Genomic DNA, 15,380 nt, shown 5'->3' on the forward strand with positions numbered 1-15,380 from the left:
CGACGGCGCGATGGTAGGTGCGGAGAAACCCCGTGATCGTCTGCTTCGGCTCCCTCAACGCCGACCTCATCTTCCGCCTGCCCGAGATCCCGCGCTCGGGCCAGACCCTGCTGGCCGACGACCTCGCCGTCCAGGCCGGCGGCAAGGGGGCGAACCAGGCCGTGGCGGCGGCCCGGGACGGGGCCGCCGTCGCGATGGTCGGCGCGGTCGGCGGCGATGCCCTCGCCGAGGTGGCGCTCGCCGGCCTGCGCGAGGCCGGCGCCGATCTCGGCCGGGTCTCGACGGTCGCGGCCCCGACGGGCTGCGCCTCGATCTGGATCGATGCCGAGGGCCGCAACCGCATCGTGGTCGCCGCCGGGGCCAACGGCCGGGCCCGGGCCGATCAGGTCGACGACGGGTTCCTGTCCCGGGCGAGCTCGCTGCTCCTGCAGATGGAGGTCGACCCCGCCGAGACCGCCGCCCTGCTGCGGCGGGCCCGGGCGCTCGGCGTGCGGCCGATCCTCAACCTCGCCCCCGCCCTGCCGGTCGATCCCGGGATATTGCGGCTCGCCGGCCTCCTCGTCGTCAACGAGGACGAGGCCGAGGCGACCGCCGCCCGCCTCGGCTGCGCCCCGCAGGCCGCCTCCCTGCACGCGGCCCTCGGCATCGACGTGGTGCGCACCCTCGGCGAGGCGGGCTCGGAGGCCGCGGCCGCGGGCGGGTCCTGGCACGTCCCGGCCCGGGCGATCACGCCCGTCGACACCACGGCGGCCGGGGATTGCTTCGTCGGGGTCCTGGCGGCCTCCCTCGACCGCGGCGCGCCCTTGCGGGCGGCGATGGAGCGGGCGAGCGTCGCGGCCGCCCTCGCCTGCGGCAGGCCGGGCAGCCAGGCGAGCCTGCCCTGGGCCGCCGAGACCGACCGGGCCTGATCAGGCCGGGCAGGCCCGGGGATCGGCCCTGACCGGGAAGGCGGCCTCGCGCGCCTTGACGAGGGCGACCACGGTGTCGTTGACCGGGGTCGGGACGCCGCAGCGGCGGCCCAGGCGCGGGATCGCGCCGTTGATCGCCTCGATCTCGCCCGGGCGTCCGGCCCGGTGGTCGAGGAGCATCGAGGGCCGCGCCCCGGGGATCTTGCCGCCGAGGCGGCGGATGTGCTCGATCGGATCGCCGACATCGAGGCGCACGCCCATCGCGGCCGCCACCGCGACCGCCTCCTCGGCGCAAGCCCGCGCCACCCGCCAGGCCTCCGGATCGGCCATCACCTCGCCGATGGTGAGGCCCGTGAGGGTCGTGGTGCCGGAGAACGTGACGTTCATGATCAGCTTCTCCCACACCATCCGGCCGATGTCGGTGAAGAGGCTGACCGTGAACCCGGACGATTCCCAGACCGCCGCGGAGGCCTCCAGCGCCGCCCGGGGCAGACCCGCGAAGGCGCCGAAGCGGATCATCTCGAGGCCGTTGTGGTGGGCGTGGCCCGGCCCGCGCATCGAGGCGCCGAAGCCGCCGACCACGCCGACGGCGATCCGGTCGGGATCGATCGCCTCCGCGGCGATCTCGGGCGAGCCGAGCCCGTTCTGGATCGTCTGGACCACGGTACCGGGGCCGATCAGCGGCCCGCAGCTGCGGGCGGCGGCCGCGACGTCGAAGGCCTTGGTGGCGACGATGACGAGGTCGCACGGGCCGATACCCTCGGTCGTCGTCCCGGCGCTCGCGAGCCGCACGGTCCGGTCGCCGCTCGCGCCCTCGACCCGCAGGCCCCGCTCGCGCATCGCCGCCGCATGGTCGGCCCAGAGCGTGACGGCGTGGACCGCGTGCCCCGCCGACGCCATCAGCGCCGCGTAGACCGACCCCATCGCCCCGCATCCGACGATCGCGACCTTGGCCACCCTGACCGTCATGTCGATCCCTCCCCGGGAGGGCGTCGCCGGCGGTCGCGCCCGACGCGCGCCGGGCCGGCGCGCCCGCCTCGTTGGCCTGGCGACCCCGGTAGGGCTCGAACCTACGACCTGCCGCTTAGAAGGCGGCTGCTCTATCCAGCTGAGCTACGGGGCCTGACCGATTTCCGTCGTATCAGCCCGCCCGCCGCCCGTCCACAAGAACCTCACCTGAAAGGCGTTTCCCTCCTGCGAAGGCCCGTTTCCGGCCCCTTCCGAGGGACGCGAGGGCGAACCTGGCCGGGCCTCCGCAATCGCTGCGGGGGACGGGTAGCGAGACGCCGGTTTGCTACGGGTTTGCTACGCGCTAGAGCTTCCGTCCCAGCGGAGCACGACATGCCAAGGAAAGCCGAGACCCTCACCGCCAAGGGCATCGAGAGCCTGATCCGGGAGGCGCGCGAGACTGGCGCCGCGCCCCGGGACGTCGCCGACGGGGGATGCCCGGGGCTGACGCTGCGCCTGACGCCGACGGCGGCGGTTTGGTCGATCCGGTTCCGGCACGCCGACAAGCCGCTGCGCGTGCGCCTGGGCGACGCCCGGGAATGGACCCTGGCGCAGGCTCGCTCGGTCGCCGGGGCCGTCCGGGACCATGTCGAGGCCGGACAAGGCGTCCCGGCGGAAGAGTGGATCACGCTCAAGCGCGCCGCCCTCGCGTCGAAGGGCGAGGTCGAGGTCCCGACCTTCATGCCGCGCGACAAGGGCCCGGCGACGTGGACGTTCGGCGAGGCGCGGCAGGCCTGGGGCGCCTGGATGCGGCGCGAGGTCGAGGCGGGGCTCCTCCGGGACGCGACGGTTCGGAACTACCTGGGGGTGATGGGCGGGCCGGCCATGCGGACGCTCGACGCCGGCATCGTCTCGCGCATCACCGCGGCGGACGTCGCGGCCGTCGTCGAGACGCTGGTCGAGCAAGGCAAGCGGTCGACCGCCCGGGACGTCGTCCGCGTCTCGAAGCGGTTCTGGCCGTGGATGGGCGACGCCGGCCGGAAACACCTAGCCGGCGCCGACCCGAACGCCATGGCGGGGCTGCGGGCGCCGAAGTCCGGAAGCAAGCCGAAGCGGCGGTACCCGCGCCTGCCCGCCGTCGCCTACATGCTGGCCGTCGCCCAGCACGGCGTCCTCTCGACGTCCGTCGGCGGCGCCATCGAGCTCCTCATCTATACCGCGCAGAGGCGCTTAAGCGTCGTCAAGGCCAGAGTCGACGAATTCGAGCCCTGGGCCGAGCGTGAGGGCTGGGGCATCTGGTGGCAGGGCCACCGGAAAATCGGCCAGGGCGCGCCGACGGAGGACGACCCGCGCCACGGGTCCCATGCCCTGCCACTCCCGCCGCACGTCTGGCGGAGGATCGACACGTACCTCGCGTTCTCGCGCCGGGAGGCGGATGAGCGGGGCGTGGCGCGGTCGGAATGGATGTACCCGGCAGCGAGACCGCGGCGGCTCGGCGACCCGGTCACCCACCTGTCGCCGCATACCCTGACGCACGCCGTCGCCGCGATGCCGGGCATCGAGGCCTCGCCCCACGACGTCCGGAGGGCCTTCGCGACCGTGTGCCAGCGCGATCTCGGCGTGGCGACGCCCGTCGTCGGCATGGTCCTCGACCACGCGAACTCGGACTTGCTGGAAGTGTCCGACGGGAACGCGATGACGCGCCGCTACACGCTCGACCAGATGCTCGCCCTGAAGGCGCCGGCCCTGGAGGCGTGGCAGAAAGCGGTGTGGGCCGAGCGGCTCAAGGTCGAGCTCCCGGACAGCATCACGCTGAAGGAGCAGATCGTGGCCGAGAACCTTCGCCAGCGCGGCGTCACCGACCTGGAGGCGGAAGGTGAGCGCCGTCGGAAGGCGGCGGCCAAGGCGTACGCCGAGGGGCGCACGTGGCGCCAGCGACGTCGGCCAGCCGGGGCGACGAACCCCGCCTGAGTCCGCCGGTCCCTAGACGAGCTCGGCCACGGTGACGCGCCGGCGCGGCCGGGCGGCCCATTCGGCCAGGACCGCCCGGAGCTCGTCTGTGACAACGACCGTCGAGCTTGCCGCGTACCAGCCCCGCATCGAGACCTCGACGCGGGCGCCGGCCCGCTCGGCGAGGCGCCGTGCGGTCGAACGCGAGCAACCGACCGCATGGGCGATGTCGAAGAGCTCGATGCACCGTCCGGCCTCGGGCAGACGCGCCTCGTCGATGGGCTCTGGCGGAAGCTGCGCGACGAAGGTGTTGACGGCCTGCGCGAGCCGGGCGGCCCTGGCCCGCTTCAGGCGCTCTTCGAACCGCGCGGCCCGGGCGCGGCTGTCGCCCTCGCGGCGCATCTCGGCAAGCTTCTCCGACCAGCGCCACTCTTCCAGCGCCTGCGCGACCGCGTGCTTGATCAGCTTCCCGTGCAGTTCGGCGACGGCGGGGCCGACGAGAAGCGCCCGGGCCGACCAGGCCGAACCGTCACCGGCATCAGCGACGTAGGCCCGCAGGGGCACGCCCGCATCCATCTGCGGGGCGACTTCCCGGGCGACGCCCCGGGGCAGGTGCCCGAGGCGGATGTCGTTCCGCCACCAGACCTCGACGGCCCGCGGGTCGTACTCGTTGTCGGGCGCCCGGACGAGGACGAGGCGGTCCCCGGCACGGGGGCGGACCGGCTCGCCGTCCAGGCCGGTCTGGTCGTAGTCGTAGTATTGCAAGCCGGCGATCTCCGTGCCGGCCCAGGGCTCGCCGGCCCGGATGCGGGGGGCCTCGACGGCGGCGTCGACGTCCTCCAGGCGGACGACCGCCGGGGGCTCGAAGGGGGAATCGGTCATTGCCTACTCCTCAAGCGAGCGCAGGATGCGGGCTGCGTGGCTACGAGCCTGCAGCCGGACGCAGGACAGAACCGTGGGGGGCGGCGTGCCTTTCCCCGCGAGCCAGCGGCGAATTTGACGGTGATCCACGCCGATCTCGACGCCGATTTTGCCGATCCATAGTTCTCCGTATTGAGCGCGTGCGATGCGGGCGACGACATCAATGTCGCGCTCGTCGAGGCGGGGGCCGCCGTTCGCGCCAATGGCGTGGCGGGCTGCGCCTGCCGCGTCGGCAGCGACCTTCTCGGCAATGGCATCCTCCAAATCGAGTTGGCCCGGGAGCCGCTCGGTGTTCGAGGGCGCCCGGTTGGCGAGGCGAGCGAGGACGTCAGCCACGGCGAGCCTCTCGCGGTGACAGCTCGGGCAGCGGACGTTCGTGCGCCCAGGCGTCGAGCCAATGCCACCTCTCCTGGGCGGCCTCGGCGCCGTGCGAATCGACGATCTGCGCGACCAAAGCCGGCGACGGCGACGCGTGGATGGCAGCGTCGATGCTGTAGACGCCGTCGCTCACAGAAGCCTCCCCTGCGACTGTCGGGGATCGGCTGACGGCATGCGGCGGGGCGGCCGCGGCGGGAGCTTCGGCGCCGCCGCCAGGACGGTGCGAACCTGCGCGACGGGGCGCGCGTCGACGGGCGCGGCCGGGGGCACCTCGGGCGGAAGGGGTTCGACCGGGGCGCGGGGAGCAGAGCGGTTGAAGGACGGGGACTGCGCCAGGCGCTCGTCGGCGATGAGATGCCTGAGGAAATCGGGCAGGTCCCGGATGTCCGGGTCGTCGAGGAAGGGGTTACGCGACACGGCCCGCGCCCTCCACGGGGACGATGGCCTGCTCAAGCCCGAGGCCGGCGAGGAGCCGCGCGCCCGGGGGGCGCCGCGTGGCGCGCACGTCAATGAGGTATGCCGGGCTGACGCCCAGCGAACGGGCGGCCGCGCTGGCCGAACCGGCGGCCTCCACGCGGGCACGCAGGAGGTCGAGGACCTCGTCGCGCGTTAATCTGGGTCCCATCGAAGTTATCATTCCCTCAGTAGAAAGCCGCAGCTCGCCCTATTGCGACCCGCGTTGCCAACGATGGTAAGCACCACGACGATTCGCGCAAGAGCCGCTTGGTTAAATTGAACACCGTTCAATTTATGTCATCGAAGGAGGCTCCGATCCATCGACTTTCAAAGCATTTTGGAGCTCGACAACATCTTGCGAATCCTGTCTTCGGGGGGCACTTTACCCTCGTTGCCAACCCGTGAAAGACCGCTGCCGTGCTCTCCCTCGCTCTCCTCATCCTCACTGCCGCCGGGGTCGTCCTCCCGATCCTGGCGGCCGCCGTCGCCGCGTCCCGGGGCGCCTCGGAGCCGGCCGTTCCGGTCCCCACGCCCCTCGGGGCGGCCATCCCCCTCTCGGCGCTCGGCCTCACGTGGCGCCGCCTTCGTGACGTGCGCACCGGCCGAGGCCCGCGCGTCCTCTGGCTCGGTGAGGGAGACTCGACGCGGTATTCCCGTGCCTTCCGGCTGGCGAAGGCGCCGCTCTACGATGCGGGCTATTCCTGGGGGACGGTCGAGCGGAGCGGGGGCGCGGTCCAGCCCGTGTGCTGGGAAGACCCGGCGCAGGGCGACGCGGTAGCGGTCGACGCCATCGCCGCGGCCGAGGCCTCCCTCGCCGAGGACGACCGCCGGCTCGCCCTGGAGGAACAGCGCCGCAGGCAGGCTGAGGCCCTCGACGCGGAGCTCAACGGGGACGCGAGGAGGGGCGACCTGGAGGCCCTGCGCCAGTCGCTCAGGCTGAAAGCGTGGGCGTGGTCCAAGCGCAAGCGCGAGGTCGCCGAGGCGCTGCTGCGCGAGCCCGACGGCGCCAACGGGGCGCCTAAGGCCGCGACGGCCAAGCTCGCCCGGGACCTCGTCGCCGAGGTCGAGGCCGCCATCGAGGCAGTGCGGGTGCGCGTCGCCAAGGACCCGGCCCGGGACTGGCTCGCCCGGGCCGAAGACCCCGACGTCCGTATGGCCGTGCACTACGCGGTGAAGTTGCTGACCGACATGGACCGGGACATGGCCAGCCTCGACAACGGCGTGGGCTGGGGCCGCAGCCACACGCACGCCGGGCACGTCCTGGCCTCGCTGCCCGAGCTCAGCGTCATCGAGGCGACGAACGCACTGGCCGCCGTCTGGCGCCACCGGAAGCAACTCAGGCCGGAAGTCCGGGCGCGGGTGTTCGGGTCGGAGCAGGCGTGATGGCGGCCCCCGGCGCGATCCGCCCACTCGTCCGCTGGTACGGCGGCAAGGCGCTCATGAGCGCCTGGATCATCGCGAACCTCCCGCCGCATAGGACCTATGTCGAGCCCTTCGGGGGCTCGGCCGCGGTCCTCCTTCGGAAGCCCAGGTCGGAGGTTGAGGTCCTCAACGACCTCGATGCCGAGCTCGCCAACCTCTACCGGGTCGCCCGCGACCCGGGCCTGTGCGGGCAGCTCGGCATGTTGTGCGCTTTGACGCCATTCTCGGACGCGGAGTTCCGGCTGGCTTGCGAGCCGGTCGAGGGCGACCGCCCCGTCGAACGGGCCCGGCGGTTGTTGGTCAGACACTACATGGGCCGGGCGAGCGACGCCCGCCGTCCGGCGTCCCGCACCGGGTTCCGCAGCTACTCGGGTCCGGGGCGTTCGGTCCCGGCGAAGGACTGGTTCACTTACTCGGACGGCATCGGTCAAATCGGCGCCCGGCTCCGGGACGTCATCGTCGAGAGCGCGGACGCCGTCGACGTGATGCGCCGGCACGACCGGCCGGACGCCCTGCACTACGTCGACCCGCCCTACCTGCCGAGCACGCGGAAGGACCCGTCGTCCGGCTACCGGTGCGAGCTCGACGAAGCCGGGCACGTCCGGCTGCTCGATGCCCTCCTCGCGCTCAAGGGGGCCGTCGTCCTCTCTGGCTACGCCTCGCCCCTCTACGACGATGCCCTCGCCGGGTGGCGACGGGTCACCCGGCAGGTGCGCGACCAGGCCATGGGCGTCCGCGAGGAAGTGCTCTGGCTCTCCCCCCGTGCCGGTGCTGCCGCGCGCCAGCCCGACCTGTTCACCGCCGCCTGAGGAAAGCCCCATGGCCAAGCGCAACAACCCCTTCCAAGGCGACCTCTTCACGACCGACGCCTTTCTTTACACTGCGCCCGGGGAGGCCCTGGACGACGAGGCGACCGAGGCCTTGCGGGCGATCCTCGGGGCCAGCCCCAAGAGGCCATGGACGCTCTGGAGCGCGCGCCAGGACAAGTCCGGCGCCGTGCTCGCTTCCGTCGACATCGAGGGGCAGCCCCGGCACGAGCTCCAGATCACCGCGGTCGCAGGCCGCCAGCGGTACCAGTGGCTCGCCCCGCAGATGGGCGAGCCGTTCGAGCTCAGCCCCGGGCACTACGCGGAGAAGGAAGCCTGATGCTCGCCTACCTCGCCGTTGCCATCGCCGCCGTCGCGGCCTGGGAGGTCGGCCGGCTCCTGTTCCGGGCGGCGCGTCCGATCCCGAAACCAGCTGCCCCGGTGGCTCCCCCGGCCCCGCCGCCTGCCGAGGTCGCCGACGCCCGCGCCGAGGCGGCGGCGCTCCTGGCCCCGGGCGATCCCGGGGACGGGTGGACCGTGTTCAGGTACGCGTGCCATGACGACGAGGAGGGCGTCGACGGCCTGTCGCCGGCGCGGCGGGCTTGGCTCTACGACCTGACGTTGGAGGAGGTCGCGCTACTACGCCGGTGCATGCCGGACGGAATCGGGCGCCACATGGACAGGCGGACGACGATCCGCGGCGTCCGCCACGTGCAGCCGCTGCAGCCCGTTCTGACGCTGCGCGATCTCGTTGAGCTTGCTAGCGGCGGAGGGGGCCGCGGCGGCAGCGGTAAGCGCCGGAAATCCGGCGGGCTCAGCTCTTGCTGGGTTTGGCCGGGACGATCCGGATCTCCGGCCAAAACTTTAGCGAGACCGCGACGGCGACTAGGCGATCAACTCTCGTTATTTCAAAAAATTCTGCTGTAATCATCTTACGCGAAATACAAAATTAACTACATAAAAAATTTGAACCTTGACAGCTCTCTGCGGCGCTATGAAAATGGCTAACCTCGAGCAGCATGGCTTTCTCTGAAAGGTGAAAGTCCTGTGTATCTGCACAGATGAATCGCTGCTAGCGCTAAGCGCGACCATCGAGGCCGTACCGTGCCCTCGTGCGCACGGATAAGGGTTCCTGGCCCGCACTATAGTGATGTTTTGCGGGCCAGGAACCTATCCGTCGAAAGAAAATCAATCTCGTAGAGGATATAAAATTTTTTAGCCGCTGGCAAAAATTAGAATCACAATCGCAAATTAATCAAATCTCCGACGGATATGAGGGTCTATTGTCTCTTGAGCCCGTTGCGTGGATGAGCGTTTCCCCGTTTTGGCAATCGCCGGCGCCGTCTCCTACGGATGCGTTGACGACCGGGGCGTCGCGGCCGAGCACGGTCAGACGCTCGCGGTCAGGGCCGAGCGGGACGTCTGGAAGACGCGTGCCCTTCAGGCCGGGGCGACCCTGACGAATAACGAGGCGTCCGCCCTAGCGGTCGGCCGGCAACTGTCCGATTTCTCGGACACCTTCGACCTGGCCGACGCGCAGGCCCGCGCCGAAGCCGACCGGTACACCGCCGACCTCGACGCCGCCCGGACCGCCAGGTGCGAGAACCGGGGCGAGGCGGTGCCGAACGCCGTCCACCGCGCGCTAACCGGCCCAGGTCGACGCCCGAGGATGCCCTGCTTCCTGATCAGGTCCTGCCTGTACGACCCGCTCAGCTGGCCCCCCGGCGGTGGCATGACCGACTACGTCCCTGATATCTTAACACCGGCCGCGCGGGCCGTACTTGAGGCGGCTCGAAAGCTCTTTCAGAACCCGCGTTGGATCCCGGAGCCCCTCCAGCGCGATCTCCCCGACTTGACGCAAGCCGCGCTTGAGGCCGCAGGGACCGACCGTTGCCGAGGTCGGGCCCTGTCGGCGCGCCCTGACCCTGTTACCCGGTGCGCCTCGTCGAGGTCTCGTCACATGGCGCCCGGGTCGCCGAAGTGCCGCCGCTCGCCTCGGGCAAGGCGGTGGAGTTCGAGATGGGCGGCAGCCGCCTCCATGCCGTGGTCGCCTGGAGCGAGGGTGGCGGCGCGGGACTCCGCGTGCCCTCCGGCCTTCGGCATCTGGACCTGAACGAAGAAACCGCCCGGGCCGCCTGACCGCTCAGCCGCCCCGCCCGCCGCCGTCGTCAACCGCCCGGCGGAACGGGAGGACGCGGCCGGGCCTGCCTGCCAGGAGCCGTTCGACGGCCGACCGCAAGTCGTCGAGCGCGAAGGGCTTCCGCAGCACCGGCAGAGTTCCGGCCGGCACGGCGGCCGCGTCGGCGTAACCCGTCATGAGGAGGACGCCCAGGCCGGGATCCACAGCCTGCGCCCGGCCCGCGAGTTCGGTCCCGGTCATCCCGGGCATGGCGTAGTCGGTCAGCAGCAGGTCGAACCGGCTGCCAGCCCGCAGAAGGCGGAGCGCGTCCGATCCGTCCAAGACCTCGTCGACCGCGTCACCGAGCTCCTCCAGCGAGGCGACAGCCATCGCCCGGACCTGCGGATCGTCATCGACCACGAGGATGCGTGCCGCTTCGTTCGAGTTAGGCGTCTCGAACCTCCCGTCGGCCGGGCCGTCCCTGGCGGTGGGCTCGGCCCGCGGCAGGTACATCGACACGGTCGTGCCTTCGCCGGGACGGCTGCGGAGGGTAACGGCGCCGCCGAGTTGCTGGGCGGTCCCGTAAACCTGCGCGAGCCCGAGGCCGGTGCCCTTGCCCTGCGGCCGTGTCGTGAAGAAGGGCTCGAACGCCCGGGCCAGCACCTCCGGGGGCATGCCCTCGCCCGTGTCGGCCAGGGTGAGCACCACGAGGTCGCCTGCCGGCACCGTCGCTCGGCTGCGAGGCGCTCGACCTCGCGCACGTATCCGTCGGCGTCGAACTTCTTAAGGGTCGCCGCTCCCAGCGAGCGCACGTTGCCGTAGACCGGCGCGGACCCCAAGGCCGGTTGTGCATGCCGAAGAGCCACGTCACGTTCGTGAAGGAGTTCGCGTCGTGTCCGTCGATGAAGAACTTGTTGTTCAGCCGCAGCACCGTCTCGAACGCCTCCTCGGGGGAGGCCGACCACTCCGGGATCTTCTTGCCCCAATACATGCGCATGTGGTTGTGCATGTACCCGGTCTCGCGCATCTCCGCCTCGGCCATCCCCTCCAGCAAGAGCGTGAGCTACATAAGCGAGTAAAAAAATGAGCATTCATAAATTTTTGCGTCGTGGTCGCGACGCAGGACGTCTTGCTGGGTAGTCACCTCCTGAACGATGCTGAGGTCGATCTTCTACTACTCGATTTCTAAATAATCGCCTAGCTTCATTAAGAGACGCAAAGGGCCGGGTAGAAGGAATCTCGAGTCGCGCGGCATCCATCTTTAGCAGATATCGAATGAAAATATCCCGTATCTGAACAAATTTCTGTGAATTGGCTGATACAAGGAGTTTTTTTACTTGGTCCCGCACGGACAAATCAGCCAGACCTGTAACAAGAGCCATCTGCTCAAGATATACTGTGGATGACATAATTAGGTCAAGATGTGCCACGCCGTTTTCCTTGATGGCAACTCGATCCGACAGGCCTACATCTTCTGCATTGGGATCAAGAGTTTCGATAAGACTTCTTTTATGGATTCGTTGTAAGGTTCTGAGGGTTAGGTCCTCGGGTACGCCGCAATGGTCAAAATACGAGCAGAGGTCGTCTGCCAACCAGTGGCGGTCATCAGATTCTCCAGATCTGGCGGCATTCGCCTTTTGACGAAGTACGTATAGACAGTAATAGGGCAACAAAGGTGATCCAGGTTTGTTTTGATCTGTCGCAAAAACGTTAGTAATAAAAGCATTTTCGATTTCACTGAAACGATCATATTCGCCTTTTATCAAAGCTCGGTGAGTGCGGTACAGATTCGCAGTAATATCAGGACCGCCGAAACGTGACTTAATAATATCATCCACCTTAAGCTCAGGGCTAACAAAAATACGCTCCGCTAGCTTAAGCATTCGTCGTATATCGAAATTACCCAATCTGCCGATTAAACTAGTAACAAAATCACTGTGAACGAAAACGTTCTCGACTGCGTCAGCCATTATCATTATATCATTGATTTGTACTCGGAACCCGCGCCTCGAAAAATATGACTCAGGCGACTTTTTTTCTCGTTGAAGTTTATTCTTGATAAACACAACCCTTCGAGAGATAATTTCTTTTGCATCTGGTACAGGCAGATAAAAGCTGCGCGATGCATAGCTTTGAAGCGCACCTGCTTTCGACAGCCGCCATACGGAACGATCTGTAATGGGCACGATATTGAAAACTGGAGCTGCGCTCTCGAGTGAGTGCGCTAGTTGATAGACTTTATCTTGAATTTCAAGCGGAAATTGATCCGTATTATCAAATATCAAACAAGGGAGCAGGCCGTGCCCACTGGCTGCCCTTGCAAGGAGAAGCCGAACATATTCATCCGGGTGAGATTCTCGCCTGCCCTCTATATGACGACCGAACTCGATTTTAAACTGGTTCTTATCACTTTCATAAAGATGTTTGAATGATCCTCGCGACATTCTCTGATATTCTGAGAAAAATATACCTTGTAACTCATCGTATTCTGGAGAATTTCCAGAACAAATATCTTTTTCTATTATATTTCTTAGCTGGAAAATACACCAATCGACTGCGTTGATGGACGATCCTGTGCTCTCGGCAAGATCGACTCTGGCGAGAAGGCATCTCTTTCTGATTGAAGCAGGCAGAATGTGGTCAAAAAATCTGTCAATAAATGTTGATTTACCTGAGCCTTTATTGCCGATTAGAAGAACTGTTTCAGATCTCTTTGAAATCATTGCTCTTTCGAGCTGGTCCTGTAATGCTCCACCTCTGTCGGTTGATATAGATGCGACATTGTTCAATACATTTTGAATTATTTTCTCTAGTTCCAAGTCGGCCTTGTGGCTTTCTGCGGTTTCAACAAAACAGTCGCGCAGCATCTCTTTATCTTGATCGTTCGAAAGTCTTGAGAAAAATTGTGCAAATAGCTCTGCGGCGTCGCTCGCCATTGGATCTCGAGGCCGCATACGAGCGTCAGTAGGCGGATAAACCGTATATTGCTGCTCAGCTTCCGATACTGTATAGCCTTCAGCGTCATTCAGGTGCGCCAGATGACGTTTGTCCAGTACCGATTTCGGTGCAAGTAGTTCAGAAAATGGCACAAAATAATCTGTGACCGCTTTCCAACTCGGAAAAAGTATTCCCTTACCTTTGAGAGGTGGCCGCCCATCAACTCGCGATGCCCGGAAAAACAACCATGTCATGCCATCGGTTAGTGCTGCAACGGGCACGCCCTGCTCCGTCGCATAGCCTAGTGCCTGCTTAATACCCTCCTTCATCGGTTTGGCGACAGGTCCATCAAGGCTGATCACCATTTTCTGATCAGATTTGGTTTCAGGATGTAGCAGGCCTGCTTTCTTAGCTTCAATAATGAATAGGCTCCTGCCTTGATTGCTTTTAATCAGATAATCTATGTAGCCGCTCTCTGTCGGCGGTTCCGTAGATATCGTCTCGCGAGGCCACCCCATAATTTCTATTAGGATGCGATCAAGTGCTTTGAAGCGGGTATCAGCTTCATTAGGATAAAGCTTGAGAGCCGCTAGGATCTCTGCTTCGAGAATCTGTAGTCGCTCGTAGGGCTCGTCAGAAACGTTGCTCAATGTCGGCCTCAAATTGATCTGCTCAATCTCTATCCACCAGAATTAACATCCAGCAGCTCCGCTAAGTCAAGGTGGTTCCTTGGGTCCGCGCCTCCGGCAGTGTCAACTCAGAGTATACCGCCATGGAAAGTCAATCCGGTAGGCTCGCGGGCGTCACATCGGGGTTGACGCGACTATTCGCCGTTACATTAATCACCTGGGCTCCTCCCCGCGAGGTCACCGATGGTCCGCATCGGCTACGCCCGTCTCTTCGCCCTCGACCAGAAGCTCGATACCCAACTCGCCCGCCTTGGTGCGAAAGTCGGTCCCCTCAAATGGTAGAAGCCCAAGCGCGAGATGTCCGGATGCGTCCGCGCCTGCTTTGGACCGATATCCGGATCGGACAACCGCGCCTCAATGAAGGCGAGCGCATCGCGCAAGCTCGGGCTGCCCGGTCCGCTTAAGCGCCCGCCGGCGCCGGCCCGGTGGTGCTGAAGCAGTCCCGCCGCGATGTCGCAGAGCTGAAGCAGGGCTAAGTTCGCCTGCGGCTGGCTCATCGCGTCCTCGTCGTCGAGCGCGGACACATGGCTGCATCGAACGCCATTACCGCCATCACGCGTATCCTGGCCTGTGAGGCCGGCTACGAGAACATCCCGAAGGATCACGAGGGCTCGACGAACTGCGGCATCACGCAGGCCACCCTGGCCGCCTGGCGCGGGCACCCCATCACCAAGGTCAGCGTCCAGGCACTGCCTGAGATGGAGGAGGTCAACATCTACCGCGCCGAATATTGTGGCCGGGTGCACGGCGACGCACTCCCTGGGGGTCTCGACTACGCGGTTGTCGACTTCGGCGTGAACTCGGGCGTCGGTCGGGCGAACCTCTACCTCCAGTTCGTGCTCAAGGCGTGGAAGCTGTATGGCGGGGAATCGACGGCATCGTCGAGACCAAGACCCTGGCAACTATCGCCTTCTTGACGTCGGGCGTCGTCGCCGCGGTGATCCGCGATCAGGCGAATTCCTATGCCTGCACGTGCCAGAGCCTGTCCGACATCGCCCCGGTGTTCCGGTGGCTCTTCGCGGCGTGCATGGTCGGCGGGGTGCTGGCCAGCTTCTCCAAGGCGGTGCAGATCGCGCGGGGTTCCGAGGCGGCCAACGCGACGCGCCGGCTGTCGAGCTCACCCCGGGCGCGGTCGTCGAGACACCGCCCGGGACTGTGTCCGAGAAATCGGACACCCCGGCCGCCGCGACGATGGCCGCCTGCTACCGACCGTCGCCATCGTCGCTTGCGCGATCTGCGTCCTCGTGGGCTGGTGCAGGCCGCCCGCGAGGTCCTCGTCGCCCGGGTACGGCCCCCGACCTGCCCACGCCAGGACCTCCACAGCCTGACCATCCCGATGGGCGCCATAGTCGTGACCCGGTTCTCGACCGAGGGTGTCGCCGGTGTCGAACGCGCCGCCCGAGAGGTTCACTGACATGGACCTCGGGACCGCCGCCTACGTCGGCACGCTCGCCGACGCCTACGACGAGACCCGACGCAAGCGCGCCTGGCTGACCCGAGACGCGGTCGGCGCCTCGACCGTGATGGTGTGGGGCCACCCGCTTCCCGAGGACGTCCGCGACGCCGCCCGGGACGCGATCCGCGACCTCGTCCGCGATCACCTCACCGCCTGCCTGGATGCCCTTAGGCGAGACCTGCGCGACCTCGGCGTGAACCCGGAGCCTCGACATGGACGCCTACGCTCTCGCCACAACCAGGCTCAAGGCCGAGCTCGACCGAACGGAGGAACTCGCGACCACCCATCGAAACGCCAGCCTCCATCCGCATGCCGACGGCCCCGGGAGCGAGTGCGTCTTCGCGGTCGCGAAGGAGGCCGAGGAGTTCATCAAGGTGACCAGCCACGTCA

The 15,380-nt window shown here is 66.6% G+C and carries 17 protein-coding genes, 1 tRNA gene and 1 pseudogene; 9 read left to right on the forward strand and 10 right to left on the reverse strand.

Features of this window, described 5'->3' with window-relative positions:
- Positions 1–32 precede the first annotated feature (32 nt).
- A complete protein-coding gene (locus A5481_RS12105; RefSeq protein ID WP_048437290.1) occupies positions 33–908 on the forward strand; it encodes a PfkB family carbohydrate kinase in 876 nt (291 codons plus the stop codon).
- On the opposite strand, the gene A5481_RS12110 is transcribed toward A5481_RS12105, so the two are convergent.
- Together A5481_RS12110 and A5481_RS12115 are read right to left on the reverse strand one after the other, a co-directional pair.
- Positions 909–1,877: a ketopantoate reductase family protein gene (locus A5481_RS12110; RefSeq protein ID WP_167350103.1), complete on the reverse strand. Its 969-nt coding sequence runs from the start codon at positions 1,875–1,877 to the stop codon at positions 909–911.
- Between the two features lie 77 nt (positions 1,878–1,954).
- Positions 1,955–2,031 (reverse strand) — tRNA-Arg (locus A5481_RS12115).
- 218 nt (positions 2,032–2,249) lie between these two features.
- On the opposite strand from A5481_RS12115, the gene A5481_RS12120 reads away from it, so the two are divergent.
- Positions 2,250–3,827 (forward strand): integrase family protein, encoded by a 1,578-nt coding sequence (locus tag A5481_RS12120; protein WP_048434680.1) that lies wholly within the window; start codon positions 2,250–2,252, stop codon positions 3,825–3,827.
- 12 nt (positions 3,828–3,839) lie between these two features.
- Here A5481_RS12120 and A5481_RS12125 read toward each other — a convergent pair whose 3' ends face one another.
- From A5481_RS12125 to A5481_RS12140, 4 genes are read right to left on the reverse strand one after another with little or no spacing between them, the layout of a single operon-like run.
- A complete protein-coding gene (locus tag A5481_RS12125) occupies positions 3,840–4,688 on the reverse strand; it encodes an HIRAN domain-containing protein (protein ID WP_053082409.1) in 849 nt (282 codons plus the stop codon).
- Between the two features lie 3 nt (positions 4,689–4,691).
- Positions 4,692–5,063, reverse strand: a complete 372-nt coding sequence (locus tag A5481_RS12130) for a hypothetical protein (RefSeq protein WP_048434679.1) — start codon at positions 5,061–5,063, stop codon at positions 4,692–4,694.
- Complete coding sequence (locus A5481_RS12135) at positions 5,056–5,238, reverse strand: hypothetical protein (protein WP_048434678.1); 183 nt, start codon at positions 5,236–5,238, stop codon at positions 5,056–5,058. The genes A5481_RS12130 and A5481_RS12135 overlap by 8 nt, the downstream gene beginning before the upstream one ends.
- On the reverse strand, positions 5,235–5,522 hold the full coding sequence (locus tag A5481_RS12140; RefSeq protein WP_048434677.1) for a hypothetical protein: 288 nt from the start codon (positions 5,520–5,522) through the stop codon (positions 5,235–5,237). The genes A5481_RS12135 and A5481_RS12140 overlap by 4 nt, the downstream gene beginning before the upstream one ends.
- Before the next feature lie 456 nt (positions 5,523–5,978).
- Here A5481_RS12140 and A5481_RS12150 point away from each other — a divergent pair, with 456 nt between their 5' ends.
- The 5 genes from A5481_RS12150 to A5481_RS12175 all read left to right on the forward strand — a co-directional run bounded on the left by A5481_RS12150 (position 5,979) and on the right by A5481_RS12175 (position 9,928).
- Complete coding sequence (locus A5481_RS12150) at positions 5,979–6,944, forward strand: hypothetical protein (RefSeq protein ID WP_048434675.1); 966 nt, start codon at positions 5,979–5,981, stop codon at positions 6,942–6,944.
- Positions 6,944–7,792 (forward strand): DNA adenine methylase, encoded by an 849-nt coding sequence (locus A5481_RS12155; RefSeq protein WP_048434674.1) that lies wholly within the window; start codon positions 6,944–6,946, stop codon positions 7,790–7,792. Before A5481_RS12150 ends, A5481_RS12155 begins: the two co-directional genes overlap by 1 nt.
- Before the next feature lie 10 nt (positions 7,793–7,802).
- Positions 7,803–8,129, forward strand: a complete 327-nt coding sequence (locus A5481_RS12160; RefSeq protein WP_048434673.1) for a hypothetical protein — start codon at positions 7,803–7,805, stop codon at positions 8,127–8,129.
- On the forward strand, positions 8,129–8,716 hold the full coding sequence (locus A5481_RS12165; RefSeq protein ID WP_048434672.1) for a hypothetical protein: 588 nt from the start codon (positions 8,129–8,131) through the stop codon (positions 8,714–8,716). The genes A5481_RS12160 and A5481_RS12165 overlap by 1 nt, the downstream gene beginning before the upstream one ends.
- A 1,008-nt stretch (positions 8,717–9,724) precedes the next feature.
- Positions 9,725–9,928: a hypothetical protein gene (locus A5481_RS12175; protein ID WP_048434670.1), complete on the forward strand. Its 204-nt coding sequence runs from the start codon at positions 9,725–9,727 to the stop codon at positions 9,926–9,928.
- A 4-nt stretch (positions 9,929–9,932) separates the two neighbouring features.
- On the opposite strand, the gene A5481_RS12180 is transcribed toward A5481_RS12175, so the two are convergent.
- The 4 genes and pseudogenes from A5481_RS12180 to A5481_RS12190 all read right to left on the reverse strand — a co-directional run bounded on the left by A5481_RS12180 (position 9,933) and on the right by A5481_RS12190 (position 14,058).
- On the reverse strand, positions 9,933–10,616 hold the full coding sequence (locus A5481_RS12180; RefSeq protein WP_156311894.1) for a response regulator: 684 nt from the start codon (positions 10,614–10,616) through the stop codon (positions 9,933–9,935).
- Between the two features lie 26 nt (positions 10,617–10,642).
- A pseudogene (locus tag A5481_RS35195) lies at positions 10,643–10,950 on the reverse strand (deoxyribodipyrimidine photo-lyase); the annotation flags it as partial.
- Positions 10,951–10,999: 49 nt separating this feature from the next.
- On the reverse strand, positions 11,000–13,495 hold the full coding sequence (locus tag A5481_RS33450) for an ATP-binding protein (RefSeq protein ID WP_156311893.1): 2,496 nt from the start codon (positions 13,493–13,495) through the stop codon (positions 11,000–11,002).
- 236 nt (positions 13,496–13,731) lie between these two features.
- Positions 13,732–14,058, reverse strand: coding sequence for a hypothetical protein (locus A5481_RS12190; protein ID WP_048434667.1), 327 nt, complete (start codon positions 14,056–14,058; stop codon positions 13,732–13,734).
- Here A5481_RS12190 and A5481_RS12195 point away from each other — a divergent pair, their 5' ends adjacent.
- On the forward strand, positions 14,059–14,451 hold the full coding sequence (locus A5481_RS12195; protein WP_053082408.1) for a glycosyl hydrolase 108 family protein: 393 nt from the start codon (positions 14,059–14,061) through the stop codon (positions 14,449–14,451).
- Positions 14,382–14,948 carry a hypothetical protein gene (locus A5481_RS33455; RefSeq protein WP_156655622.1) on the forward strand — a complete coding sequence of 189 codons (567 nt, stop codon included), beginning with the start codon at positions 14,382–14,384 and terminating at the stop codon, positions 14,946–14,948. Before A5481_RS12195 ends, A5481_RS33455 begins: the two co-directional genes overlap by 70 nt.
- Positions 14,949–15,380: the final 432 nt, after the last annotated feature.

This window comes from Methylobacterium platani (assembly GCF_001653715.1).
GTDB classification, from domain to species: domain Bacteria; phylum Pseudomonadota; class Alphaproteobacteria; order Rhizobiales; family Beijerinckiaceae; genus Methylobacterium; species Methylobacterium platani.